We start from the raw sequence: 13106 nt of genomic DNA, 5'->3' as shown, positions 1-13106 counted from the left end.
TCTTTCAAAGATAGCTAGTTCTTCCAATTGTCGTGTATTATCAACTATATGATTTACAATGAAATCATGATGTTCTTTTGGAGTTGCGCGTGCTTGATTTGGATTAATAGCGTACAGTTCTTCGTATCGGATAAGAGTGCTCAGATAGGACAGCTTAGGCTTTGTCACAATCAAGTCTAATTGTACTTCATATCCCTTATTTTTCAAGAGTTGTGCTGTTTTCTTTGGAACATCAATTGTTCGTAAAGTTCCCTCAATCAAAAGATTATATCCCAAATGACTCAATTCTGTTACTAAAGACTCTACCATTTTCTCCGCAAAATATTTGGTGTATTCAACACTATCTTTGCCATATTCTTGCTGTAGTTCTAAATAGTGTGGATGCTGAGAACGAAAACTATCACCATCTATGATAACAATATTTCCTTGAAATTCTTTCTGTTTAATACGATGAATTGTAGTCTTACCAGCACCACTTTGCCCTCCAAGCAAAATTGCTATAGGTTGCTTACTGGACTTTTTTCCTCTTGTCAGTGAGCGAACGTTCCGAGCTAAAGCATGTTTGAATGCACTGTCAGTATAATCTTGGATTTCCATTAGACTGCCATCCGTTTTTCAGATATCTCTAACATACGTTCAATTCCATCCAAATAGCCGCTATATCTCTCTATTTCATCAAAAGTTTCTACTAGATAGATATTCGTATGAATCAAATCAGATAGATCATCACTCATTAAAATCCAAGGATTAGATTCATCATCAATGCTAATTCCCCGATTATCTTGATAACGATAGAGTCGAGATAATAGATTCGCACCTCTTTCTTTCACAATTTCAATTTTTAAAGTTAATTCATAATCTTCAACAGGATTGAGCATTTTATCTTCTCCTACAATATCGACATAAGATACATTAAACTTCTGGCAAATGATGTCTATTAGTTCCGTAGAAACTGAACTCGTTCCATTTTCATATCGACTCAGACTATTACGTGAAATACCTACAATCCGTGCAAATTCGGGTTGGGTTAAGTCATGTGTTTTACGTAAGGATTTTATGTTCTTTCCAATCATAGCAAACTCCTTTATTTTTATAATTCCATTATAGCATAAAAAAGCATAACGCACCAATTTTGGTGCGCTGCTTCTTATTATGGCTTCAAGCTATAATAAAAAGGAGAACAATTGAATATTGTTCTCTCCTTAGATAAATATTTATTGTTGTATTCATTTTTCCGATACGCAAACGATATCTACAAATACATTTACATCTATGTGCCTTTTTAGGATTTTTTTGATGTCAAAATTGCCTTTATCTACAAAGACAAAATGCTTGTGAAATAGCTTGAAATCAAGGATTTTCACCCTTTTTTTCTTTGTAGCAACACTACACACTCCACGTGATGCGTTTGAGGAAACAAGTCCACTGGCTGTACTTTCTTCAATTCATAGCCCAATTCTTGGTAGAGTTTGATATCACGCGCCATGGTTGCGACATTACATGAGATATAAGCGATGCGGTCTGCTCCTGTTTGACTACTTGCCTTGATAAAGCTTTCGGTTAAGCCCTTGCGTGGAGGATCAACCAAGATAACGGTTGGTTGAATTCCTTCCTTGAGCCAATTCTTCATAGCATTTTCAGCTGTATCACAGACATAGTGGGCGTTTGAAATATTGTTCAGTTGGGCATTCTTCTTGCTATTCTCAACTGCTTCTGGAATAACTTCAACACCATAAACTTCTTTGACATGTTTGGCAACAGAGAGGCCAATCGTTCCGATACCAGAATAGGCATCAATAACCACATCATCTTCTCTTAACTCTGCAAAGTCAATGGCTGTTTGATAGAGCTTTTCAGCCATTTCAGTATTGACCTGGTAAAAAGCTGGTCCAGCGATTTGGTAGTCATTTCCCAACATCTGGTCAGTGATAAAGTCTTGTCCATAAAAGGTGCGCCATTCCTTACCAAAAATCGCATTGGTGTTCTGGTCGTTGATATTTTGCATGACAGAAACAATCTCTGGGAACTGCTTGATTAGTTGTTCAATCAATTGCTCCACTCGGAAAATCTTCGGACGAGTTGTCACCAAAATGACCATGATTTGTCCTGAGTAGTGACCTCTACGTACCACAAGATTACGAATCAAGCCAGCTTGTTCCTTTTCATCATAAGGTTTCAAATCAAAACGACGAAGTAAATCTCGAAGAACTACCACAACTTGGTCAATGACAGGATCTTGGATAAAGAAATCTTCTAGAGGCATGAGGTCATGCGAATTCTTACGGAAAAAGCCAGTTTCCAAGACACCATTCACTCGACGAACAGGGACCTGTGCCTTGTTACGGTACTTGACTGGATTTTCCATACCCAAAGTTTCAGCAACCTCTACATCAGCAATTCCTGCAATCTTGTAGAGACTGTCCTTAACTTGCTTGGTTTTAAACTTGAGCTGTTCTGGATAGGCAAAATGACCCAAATCCGCAATTCCTGAACGCAGGTAATCCAAATCTAGATCTTGATTACGGTGTGGTGATTGGACAAGGTATTCTTCAACTTTACCAAAACCAATCTTTTTATTGACCTTGAGGACACGCATGAGGATTTTTTCACTTGGTAAAGCATTCTCTACAAAAAAGACCAAACCATCTACCTTGGCAACTCCTGCACCTTCATGGGTCAAGTCAACAATTTCAACTTCTACAATATCATTTTTCTTTAACATTCTCTTCTCTTTCTATTGGCCGACAAAAAAGACGGCAACGTTACGGTTACCATCTATTATACCATGAAATTTCTTAAGAACCAAAACTCTTGAAGAAGTTGACAATGGCTTGCCAGAGGGAGCTTAGGAAATTACCGCCGTCCTCTAGCGCCTTATCAGCATCAAAGTTAAGGTTGATATTTTTAAAACTGTCGCCAGCTTGTGAAACAATGCTTTGTTTAAGGTCATTTAGGGTTTTAGTGAAGTCTGCATTGCTGAGGATATCACTCTTTGAGAGATTCAAAGCAAAATTGATGATGATATTGATCTGGTTTCCTGTTATAACCTGATCAAGTTTGTAATTTTTTAAGGTATCTTCAACAATTTTACGGACATCTTCCTCTGTCAGATTTCCCTTGCTTTCTTTAGCTTTGGCGAGTCCTGACTTGATATCGGCTAGGGCAACGTTTAATTTATTAGCATCATAGCCTGACTTGTCCTTGTTTTCAGCATTGATATCTGACAAAGCCTTTAGCTCTTCTTGAGCCAACTCTTTGTTGGCTTGTGGCACCTTGGCTCCATTAGCTTCCAGCGAATAGTAAATCCCGGCTAAGGCACTCTCACCTGTAACTGGAATAGGTGCTGCTACAGTGATTTTGGCGTGTTCCACACCCAAAGTTACGGCCGCATTGCGGTACATATCCTGCGTCACCTTAGTGATGTTTTCTGGTGTTTCAATCTTGACCTCAAGGGGCGACTTGTCACCTAGTTTTTGAATCTTGGCTGATGAATACAACTGTAAACTTGAGTCATTGGCAACATTCATAATCTTAGAATAGACATCAGGCGTCATAGTCTTGAGTTCTTTGGTGTCTGTTGAGGCATTGTAGCCTAGTTTTTTAAGGGTTTGATTTTTTTGGTCTTCAGACAATGAAGAACCTAGGACATATTCAGGTTGGACATAGGTTTCATCGATAACTTTTTGAACATCTGTTGCTGCATGGACGCTATTCATAGCTGTTACTGCCCACAAGACCGCAGCACTAGTCAGAAAGAGTTTCTTTCTCATAGGGAATTTCCTCCTTTACCTTTCTAGAGTAATATATCTATCTTAAAGAAAACTTATAATAAAAACACCTGGACTAGCCAGATGTCGAAAAGAGAGTGAAACATTTGATGATGTAAAGGTTGAGTTGCACCTGTCTAGAATAGTAATAGTTTCCTCCATTTACATAGAGTTCGGCACCGTGAAAAATGGAAATAGGGTGAATATAACTATAAGTCTTTCCAGTGGAATTACCAAGCAAGGGAGCAACAGTCTCACGAGAGTACTGTTTGGCCAGAGCCAAGGTGTTTTCCTTACCATTTTGGGCGATAAAATCGATATAGGCAGGTCCAAAATTATAGGCTTGAACAGCCGTCCAGACATCAACACCCTTCTTTTGGGCCAGATAGAGATTGTCTGTCAGAGTTTGAACGCCTTGCCGAATGCTAGAGGCATTATCATTGATGGTATTGGTAGCGCCACTAGCAGACTCACTAGACTGCATAACATCGCCTTCTTTTCCTTTTGTTTCGGTATAAATCATAGCGAGCACAAGCTCTTCGTTTGCTGGGGTGTCTCTTTCACTCAAGATTTCTCGCACCATGGGTTGATAGGTCATGACTTGCTTGACATCTTGATGAACACGGTAAGCTTTATAGCCAGCAAAAAGGAAGACTGCTAGCACAAGCACTCTTCGAATTCGTTTAAACATTATTTACTTTGAATATCCTCGATATTTTTGATTAAGATAGAGTAGGTTCCATTGTCGTTTTGGATAAACTCGACCGATTCTGCGTCTTGATAGACGTTATTGGGAACGATGAGCTCAATTCCATTTGACAAGGAAAGTTTTTGGTTTTCAAATTTCTTTAATTGGCGACTGGCATCAATTTCATCAAATTGAACAGGCTCTGGAACAGCTTCTTTGACTTGGTCAATAAAGCTCAAACGAGCAGTCAGATTATTATCAAAAAGGTCGTTAGCCAATTTCTCAGGCGATAATTCATTGCTTTCTTCCAGATTATTGAAAATCGCTGATTTGACCTTAGATTGAAATTGAAAATCATCTGTGTTAAAAGTCTCAGCAATGCGCTGGGCCGTTTTTTCCAGTTCTTTGATAGATTTCTTAGGAGAAATCTTAGGAGCGACAGCAAGAAGATTATCTGAAAAATAGTTCAAAAAAGTCCCATTGTACTTGATTCGTTTTTCAATCAGATGGTACTTGCGACTTTGAAGATTAACCACCAAGGCTTCGTCAGCACCCGTTCCAAATCCAGGCAGGTTATTCTGAGTCAGCTTGATTGGATTATCAACTTCTCCACCGAGGTGGGTCAAGGTCTCCCGCAGGGCAATTCGTAAGAAAGCAAAATGTTCTACACCTTCTTTAGAAAATTGCACAAAAATCAAGTCATTGGTCTTGAGATTTTCTGAAATGCCGAACTCCTCTTTCCAGAGATTAGCCAGCGTTACTGATGTCTCCAACAAATCGTCTGTGATGTGATTGAAGAAGGGATTTTCTTCTTCGAAAATCCCAGTCTTGGCTTCATCTGAATATACACGTTCAATTTTTTTACGCAGATATTCTTCGATTTTTGGAGTGATATTGAGAAACTTATCCGCTAGAAACAGCTCGGTATCATCCGGACTGAACTGATGGATAATGGCTTTCTTAATATAAATGTCCATAAAAGTTTTAGTCCTCGTATAATGGGAAGGCATCTGTCAATTCTTTGACTGCACTTCTCACTTCTTCTAAGACAGCCTCATTTTCTGCATTCTTGAGGGTTTTAATGATGAGTTCAGCCACTTTGCGACTTTCTTCTTCACCAAATCCACGTGCAGTAATGGCTGCTGCTCCGATACGAATCCCACTTGTCTTGAATGGTGACAAGCTTTCGTAAGGGATTGAGTTTTTATTTAGGGTAATATTGACTTCATCCAGCAAGTTTTGAGCAACTTTTCCGTTTTCTACAACCTTAGTCACATCCACTAGGAAGAGGTGGTTTTCAGTCCCTCCAGAAATGATACGAAAATCAGGGTCTTGCAAGAAGACATCTGCCATGGTCTTGCTGTTCTTGATGACATTAGCAGCGTATTCCTTGAAGGCTGGATCCAAAACTTCTTTGAAGGAAACTGCCTTAGCAGCAACAACATGTTCCAAAGGACCCCCCTGAATACCAGGGAAAATAGCTGAATTGATCTTCTTAGCTAGGTCTTCATCATTGGTCAAAATCAAACCACCACGAGGTCCACGAAGGGTTTTGTGGGTTGTTGTTGTTGTGATATGAGCGTATGGCACTGGACTTGGGTGAAGACCAGCTGCAACCAAACCAGCAATATGAGCCATATCTACCATGAGTTTAGCCCCAACAGCATCAGCAATTTCACGGAATTTTGAAAAGTCGATAATTTGAGAATAGGCTGAAGCACCTGCTACGATTAGTTTAGGTTTTACTTCTTGGGCTTGTTTTAAGATTGCATCAAAGTCCAAGAGTTCGGTCTCAGGATTCACACTATAAGAAACAAAGTTGTAAGTTTGACCTGAGAAGCTAACAGGAGCCCCATGGGTCAAGTGTCCACCTGCAGCCAAATCCATTCCCATAACCGTATCACCTGGCTCAATCAAGGCCATGTATGCCGCACAGTTGGCTTGGCTTCCTGAGTGTGGTTGGACATTGGCAAATTTTGCACCGAAAATTTCTTTTGCGCGTTCAATAGCTAGAGATTCCACCACGTCTACTACATCTGTTCCACCATAATAACGGCGTCCTGGGTAGCCTTCGGCGTATTTATTCGTCAAGATAGACCCTTGAGCTGCCATAACAGCCTTGGAAACTACGTTTTCCGAAGCAATCAACTCGATATTGTTTTGTTGGCGTTCCTCTTCTTTGGCAATAGCATTCCAGAGATCAGCATCATAGGCTTTAAAATCATCTTTGTCAAAAATCATAGGTCTTCTCCTTTATAGTGTGACAGGTCCTTTAGTCTAAGAAAATAAACTAAAAGATGCGAATAAACCGTTTCTGCACTTTATCACAAGTATAACCAACTTTTTCATAAAATGCATGAGCACCCAGACGATGATCGGCAGAGTTTAAGCGGATAAACCCATAACCACGTCTTTTTGCTTCTTCTTCCAACCCTTGTAATAAGCTTTTACCAATACCTTGCCCTTGTGCTTGAGGTGAAACTGCTAAAGCTAAAATATTAAATCCTGCTTTAGAATAAAGTGATTCATAGACCTCAGCGTGGACATATCCACGTAAGACATGACTAGCTGCATCCTCATAGCCAAGAAGGAAATGATGGGAATCCTGAGATAGTCTAGCTAATTGACCAGCCGTTTCCTCTTGACTAAAAGAATAGTCCAAAACTTCTTGGTTAATGTCACATATAGCTTTCACATCAGTTTCTCTTAAGTCTCTTAGCATCTCATTCCTCCTCAAAAGAAATCTCTGGCAACTGAGCAAGAATATCTTCTCGCTTAATGGCCCCTTGGCGTAAGATTTTCACCTTGTCTCCAGACAAATCCAAAATAGTTGAATCCTGTCCCGTTAGAAAAGCATCGTCTTCCAGCCCCAGAACCTCTTGGTCAAAATCCTCTAGAATTTGAGCAAAGGTCACTCCACTTGCCTGACCTGAAATATTGGCAGACGGCCCAATCAAGGGACCTGTCTCTCGAATCAAATCAAGGGTAATGGGATGACTAGGCATCCGAAATCCAACAGTTGCAAGACCAGAATTGACCCAATAGGGAACTCGGTCATTGGCTTCTAGAATGATGGTTAAGGGACCTGGTAAAAAGGTCTCTACAAGTTTTTGAAGATAAGTTGGCTGATTCTTAGAAAAATGCAAGATGTCCTCTAGAGAGGCGATATTGAGATTAAGCGCCTTGTCTCTTGGACGACGTTTGAGCTGGTAAACATGGTCAACTGCTTTTTCATCTAAGGCCTTAGCAAAAAGACCGTAAACTGTCTCTGTAGGCAGAACAACAGCTCCACCATTTTCCAACTCTTGTTTAATCCTGCCCATCATCAACCACGACCATCCTATCTTGACCAAATTGGTCCTTAAGTGTTCTTACACGTTTTTCAGGAAAATGCTTCCTAAAAAGTTCAGGAACACTTTGACCTTGCTTGTATCCAATTTCAAGGTAAATCTTACCACCATCTTTGAGATAGTCTTTTGCATCTTCCGCAATTCTACGGTAAATAGCTAGGCCATCCTCGTCTGCAAAGAGAGCTAGATGAGGCTCCGAATGCAAGACATTCAAGCCGACCTCTGACTCATCTTCACGAGAGATATAGGGTGGATTGGAAACAATTATATCATATTTTTCAGAAATTTCTGTAAAACAGTCAGATTTTTTAAAAAATATTTGAAGATTTTGATTTTTAACATTTTCGCTGGCTACATCTAAAGCATCTTGAGAAATATCTGCTGCTGTCACTGACCAATCTGGTCTATTTTTTGCTAAGACGAGAGCAATAGCTCCACTACCTGTTCCAATATCCAGAACTGAAAGATTCGTCTCAGGATTTTCAGCCAGGATAAGCTCCACCAACTCCTCTGTTTCTGGACGAGGGATCAATACTCGCTCATCAACATTTAACTGCATTCCATAAAAATCTGCCTGTCCAATGATATACTGTGCCGGTTTATGATCTACTAACTGTTGGAAAATTCTTTTTACAAATACTTCTTCCTCTTCCGTCACTTCCTGCTGGAGGGCAAAAACAAAGTCCGTAAAAGATAGATTTTTCAGGCTACGATAGACAAAAGAGAGGCTTTCAGCTTCCTCTCCTTGTCTTATCAACTCTTCTTCAAAATCTGAAAATAATTGAGCTAATTTCATTATTGGTTTAATTCTTCTAATTTTTGTGTTTGGTCATAGAGCACCAAGGCATCCACAACTTCGTCCAATTTACCAGACAGAATGGTATCTAGTTTTTGGAGGGTCAAGCCGATACGGTGGTCTGTGACACGGTTTTGTGGGAAGTTATAAGTACGAATCCGTTCTGAACGGTCACCAGTACCGATTGTTGACTTACGCTCAGCGTCTTGTTCATCCTGAGCAATTTGTGCAAAGTGGTCAGCAACACGCGCACGGATGATTTTCATGGCCTTCTCACGGTTTTTCTGCTGGGTACGTTCTTCCTGCATCTCAACCTTGATATTGGTTGGCAAGTGAACGATACGAACGGCAGTCGCAACCTTATTGACATTCTGTCCACCAGCACCAGAGGCGTGATAGATGTCGACACGAAGGTCTTTTGGATCAATATCGTATTCTACTTCTTCGACTTCAGGCATGACAAGAACTGTCGCTGTCGAAGTATGTACGCGACCTTGGCTTTCTGTCACAGGGACCCGTTGCACACGGTGGGCACCTGATTCATACTTGAGTTTAGAGTATACAGATTGACCCGAAACCATGGCAACCACTTCTTTAAAACCGCCGACACCGTTCATAGAAGCTTCCATAACTTCAAAGCGCCATCCTTGGGCTTCTGCATACTTTTGGTACATGGTTAGCAAATCCCCAGCGAAAAGTGCTGCTTCATCTCCACCAGCTGCTCCACGGATTTCAAGGATGATATTCTTGTCATCGTTTGGATCTTTAGGAAGGAGCAAGATTTTCAGTTTTTCTTCGTATTCTTCCTTTTCAGCCTTGGCATCTTTGAGTTCTTGCTTGGCCATTTCTTCCAAGTCAGCATCTCCACCTGATTCCTTAATCATTTCTTCAGCGTCAACGATGTTTTGAAGGACTTGTTTGTATTCTCGGTAAGCCGTCACTGTATCACGGCTTGAAGCCTCTTCTTTTGAGAGCTCCATGAAACGCTTGGTGTCCGAAACCACATCTGGGTCACTGAGCAACTCTCCTAATTCTTCATAACGGTCTTCTACAGCTTGTAGTTGATCATAGATGTTCATTTTTCTTCATTCTCCTTATTGATTTCAGGGGCAAAATAATGTTTACGACAAACCGAGATATAGGTTTCATTGCCACCAATCTGAATCTGCTCACCATCATAAACGGGCAGTCCATCCTGTGTTCGCAAAACCATAGTCGCCTTTTTCTTACAATACTGGCAAATGGTCTTGATTTCGTCAATCTTGTCTGCTAAGAGCAAGAGATACTTGGAACCTTCGAACAGTTCATTGCGAAAATCATTTTTCAAACCAAAAGCCATGACGGGTATATCTAACTCGTCCACAACACGAGCTAGGTCATAAACATGATGACGTTTGAGAAACTGGGCTTCATCGACCAAAACACAGTAAGGTTTTTCTGATAAGTCTCGGATATAGCCGAAGATATCAGTTGTTTCCTCAATCGCAATGGCAGGGCGTTTCATGCCAATACGACTCGACACATAGCCAACACCGTCACGAGTATCAAGAGCTGAGGTCATAATCACAACACCTTTTCCTTGCTCCTCATAGTTATAGGCCACCTTGAGAATCTCAATCGTCTTACCAGAGTTCATGGTCCCATAACGATAATACAACTGTGCCATGTTTCTTGCTTCACGTCCATTTCTAAATTTTTGCTACATTCTAGTATATCATAATTTTCTTAAGCTTTAAACGGCAAAATGTGGTAAAATAGAAGAAATCAAAAACTAGTGGAGGAAGCTATTATGCCATTTGTACGCATCGATTTATTTGAAGGACGCACGCTCGAACAAAAGAAGGCTCTTGCTAAGGAAGTAACGGAAGCTGTTGTTCGCAACACTGGAGCACCTCAATCTGCTGTCCATGTCATCATCAACGACATGCCAGAAGGGACTTACTTCCCACAAGGGGAAATGCGCACCAAATAAGCTAGCTTAAGCAGAAATGCTTAGGCTTTTTCAATCTCCAAGTAGCATCCATTGAAGAAATAGTCCAAATTTGTTACAATTTGAAAAGAGACTTGGAAAACTTTCCAAGAAAAGAGCTATTAATTAAAGGAAACATTATGATTACACGTGAATTTGATACCATCGCTGCTATCTCTACTCCACTAGGCGAAGGGGCTATTGGTATTGTCCGTCTGAGCGGAACAGAAAGTTTTGCTATTGCGCAAAAGATTTTTAAAGGAAAAGACTTGAACAAGGTTGCCAGCCACACTCTCAACTACGGTCACATTGTTGATCCTCTGACTGGTAAAGTCATGGACGAGGTCATGGTGGGAGCCATGAAATCTCCAAAAACCTTCACTCGTGAAGATATTATCGAGATTAACACCCACGGTGGGATTGCAGTGACCAATGAGATTCTCCAGCTAGCTATCCGTGAAGGAGCTCGATTGGCTGAACCTGGTGAATTTACTAAACGTGCCTTTTTAAACGGTCGTGTAGACTTGACACAGGCCGAGGCAGTGATGGATATCATCCGTGCCAAGACAGACAAGGCCATGAACATTGCGGTCAAACAACTTGATGGTTCCCTTTCTGATCTTATCAATAATACCCGTCAAGAAATCCTCAATACACTTGCCCAAGTCGAGGTCAATATTGATTATCCTGAGTACGACGATGTTGAGGAAGCCACTACTGCTGTTGTCCGTGAGAAGACTATGGAGTTTGAGCAATTGCTAACTAATCTCCTTAGGACAGCCCGTCGCGGCAAAATCCTCCGTGAGGGAATTTCAACAGCTATCATCGGACGCCCCAACGTTGGGAAATCAAGCCTTCTCAACAACCTCTTGCGTGAGGACAAGGCTATCGTCACAGATATTGCTGGTACGACACGTGATGTCATTGAAGAATACGTCAACATCAACGGTGTTCCTCTAAAATTGATTGACACAGCTGGTATCCGTGAAACGGATGATATCGTTGAACAAATCGGTGTTGAGCGTTCGAAAAAAGCCCTCAAGGAAGCTGACCTAGTTCTACTAGTGCTAAACGCTAGTGAACCACTGACTGTTCAAGACAGACAACTCTTAGAAATCAGTCAGGATACCAACCGAATTATACTTCTAAATAAAACCGACCTACCAGAAACGATTGAAACTTCGAAACTGCCTGAAGACGTTATTCGTATTTCAGTTCTTAAAAATCAAAACATCGATAAAATCGAAGAGAGAATCAACAACCTCTTCTTTGAAAATGCTGGTTTTGTTGAGCAAGACGCTACTTACTTGTCTAACGCACGTCACATTTCCTTAATTGAAAAGGCTGTTGAAAGCCTTCAAGCTGTTAATGAAGGTCTGGAACTGGGGATGCCAGTTGACTTGCTTCAAGTTGACTTGACTCGTACTTGGGAAATCCTCGGAGAAATCACTGGGGATGCTGCTCCTGATGAACTCATTACCCAACTCTTTAGCCAATTCTGTTTAGGAAAATAAGAAATCCATGATCGTTCATTCGGTCATGGATTTTATTGTCTTTATTAGTAATCTGGTCTTAAGACACCTGTTACAGTTGCCTTAGTTGCTTCGTAGTCGCCATCTACAACAACCTTGATAATGCGTTTGGCATCTTCTTCTGGTGCTGGAACAAGAGGTAGACGAGTTGGACCAGCTTCAAATCCCATATAGTTGAGAACGGCCTTGACAGGAGCAGGACTTGGATAAGAGAAGAGAGCATTAACTTTAGGAATGAACTTACGCTGAATTGCTGCGGCTTTCTTCATATCGCTTTCTTCAATGGCCATAAACATCTCGTGCATTTCATCCCCATTTGTATGGGAGGCAACAGAAATAACCCCATCTGCACCAAGGTTCATGGCATGGAAAGCATCTCCATCTTCACCAGTATACACTAAGAACTCTTCTGGTTTGTGCTCAATCAAGTAAGCCATATTAGCCAAGCTAGTACATTCTTTGACACCAATAATATTTGGATGATCAGCCAAGCGAAGCATGGTTTCTGGAGTCAACTCGACAACCACACGACCTGGAATATTATAGATAATAATAGGTAAGTCAGAAGCATCCGCAATCGCCTTAAAGTGCTGATACATTCCTTCTTGAGAAGGTTTGTTGTAGTAAGGTACAATAGCAAGCCCAGCAGCAAAACCACCAAATTCCGCGACTTCTTTGACAAACTCAATAGAGTCACGCGTATCATTGGTACCCACACCCGCAATCAAAGGAACACGTCCATTGACAACTTTTTGTACAGCCGCAAAGAGCTCCAACTCTTCATCGTGGGTCAAGGTTGGACTCTCAGCAGTGGTACCTGCGAGAAGAATTCCATCCGTATGATGCGCCAACAGATGCTCAATCAAGGCTGGAATGGCATCAAAGTTGATGGAACCATCCTCGTGGAAGGGAGTAATAAAGGCTGTGATGATTTTACACTCTTTTAAATCTTGATAAGACATGAGAAACACCTCTCTATTTCAAAGAAGGAGTTCATCTGAACT

General features: G+C 40.9%; 15 protein-coding genes. 2 read left to right on the top strand and 13 right to left on the bottom strand.

The genetic code is table 11. The features are described from left to right. The 12 genes from PAN06_RS00440 to PAN06_RS00385 all read right to left on the bottom strand — a co-directional run. On the bottom strand, positions 1–597 hold a 597-nt coding region (locus PAN06_RS00440), incomplete at its 3' end, for a zeta toxin family protein (RefSeq protein WP_269795279.1). Then, entirely contained in the window at positions 597–1073 is a 477-nt protein-coding gene (pezA, locus tag PAN06_RS00435; protein WP_269795278.1) for a type II toxin-antitoxin system antitoxin PezA, read from the bottom strand. The genes pezA and PAN06_RS00440, both read right to left, overlap by 1 nt. Positions 1074–1360: 287 nt before the next feature. Next, positions 1361–2722, bottom strand: a complete 1362-nt coding sequence (gene rlmD / locus PAN06_RS00430; protein WP_269795277.1) for a 23S rRNA (uracil(1939)-C(5))-methyltransferase RlmD — start codon at positions 2720–2722, stop codon at positions 1361–1363. 73 nt (positions 2723–2795) lie between these two features. Next, positions 2796–3770, bottom strand: coding sequence for a DUF1002 domain-containing protein (locus PAN06_RS00425; RefSeq protein WP_247930146.1), 975 nt, complete (start codon positions 3768–3770; stop codon positions 2796–2798). A 73-nt stretch (positions 3771–3843) separates the two neighbouring features. After that, complete coding sequence (gene pmp23 / locus PAN06_RS00420; protein WP_269795276.1) at positions 3844–4458, bottom strand: cell wall hydrolase Pmp23; 615 nt, start codon at positions 4456–4458, stop codon at positions 3844–3846. Next, the gene (locus PAN06_RS00415) at positions 4458–5432 is read right to left on the bottom strand and encodes a nucleoid-associated protein (protein ID WP_033688830.1); all 975 of its coding nucleotides are present in this window, start codon (positions 5430–5432) and stop codon (positions 4458–4460) included. The genes pmp23 and PAN06_RS00415 overlap by 1 nt, the downstream gene beginning before the upstream one ends. A gap of 7 nt (positions 5433–5439) precedes the next feature. Next, positions 5440–6696: a serine hydroxymethyltransferase gene (gene glyA / locus PAN06_RS00410; protein ID WP_269795275.1), complete on the bottom strand. Its 1257-nt coding sequence runs from the start codon at positions 6694–6696 to the stop codon at positions 5440–5442. Between the two features lie 49 nt (positions 6697–6745). Next, positions 6746–7177, bottom strand: a complete 432-nt coding sequence (locus PAN06_RS00405) for a GNAT family N-acetyltransferase (RefSeq protein ID WP_094753676.1) — start codon at positions 7175–7177, stop codon at positions 6746–6748. A 1-nt stretch (position 7178) separates the two neighbouring features. After that, entirely contained in the window at positions 7179–7781 is a 603-nt protein-coding gene (locus tag PAN06_RS00400; protein WP_261116465.1) for an L-threonylcarbamoyladenylate synthase, read from the bottom strand. Beyond that, on the bottom strand, positions 7765–8601 hold the full coding sequence (gene prmC, locus PAN06_RS00395; protein WP_269795274.1) for a peptide chain release factor N(5)-glutamine methyltransferase: 837 nt from the start codon (positions 8599–8601) through the stop codon (positions 7765–7767). Before prmC ends, PAN06_RS00400 begins: the two co-directional genes overlap by 17 nt. Next, positions 8601–9680: a peptide chain release factor 1 gene (gene prfA / locus PAN06_RS00390; protein ID WP_261079447.1), complete on the bottom strand. Its 1080-nt coding sequence runs from the start codon at positions 9678–9680 to the stop codon at positions 8601–8603. The genes prmC and prfA overlap by 1 nt, the downstream gene beginning before the upstream one ends. Beyond that, positions 9677–10267 carry a thymidine kinase gene (locus tag PAN06_RS00385; protein ID WP_020902848.1) on the bottom strand — a complete coding sequence of 197 codons (591 nt, stop codon included), beginning with the start codon at positions 10265–10267 and terminating at the stop codon, positions 9677–9679. The genes prfA and PAN06_RS00385 overlap by 4 nt, the downstream gene beginning before the upstream one ends. A 123-nt stretch (positions 10268–10390) precedes the next feature. On the opposite strand from PAN06_RS00385, the gene PAN06_RS00380 reads away from it, so the two are divergent. Both PAN06_RS00380 and mnmE read left to right on the top strand, forming a co-directional pair. Then, a complete protein-coding gene (locus PAN06_RS00380) occupies positions 10391–10573 on the top strand; it encodes a 4-oxalocrotonate tautomerase (RefSeq protein ID WP_001117401.1) in 183 nt (60 codons plus the stop codon). Between the two features lie 137 nt (positions 10574–10710). Then, positions 10711–12084, top strand: a complete 1374-nt coding sequence (gene mnmE, locus PAN06_RS00375) for a tRNA uridine-5-carboxymethylaminomethyl(34) synthesis GTPase MnmE (protein WP_269795273.1) — start codon at positions 10711–10713, stop codon at positions 12082–12084. A 44-nt stretch (positions 12085–12128) separates the two neighbouring features. On the opposite strand, the gene dapA is transcribed toward mnmE, so the two are convergent. Next, the gene (gene dapA, locus PAN06_RS00370; protein ID WP_070842327.1) at positions 12129–13064 is read right to left on the bottom strand and encodes a 4-hydroxy-tetrahydrodipicolinate synthase; all 936 of its coding nucleotides are present in this window, start codon (positions 13062–13064) and stop codon (positions 12129–12131) included. Positions 13065–13106: the final 42 nt, after the last annotated feature.

This window comes from Streptococcus sp. SM3 (assembly GCF_027497875.1).
The sequence above is the reverse complement of the archived record's forward strand: the minus strand, read 5'-3'. Positions and strand labels throughout refer to the sequence as shown.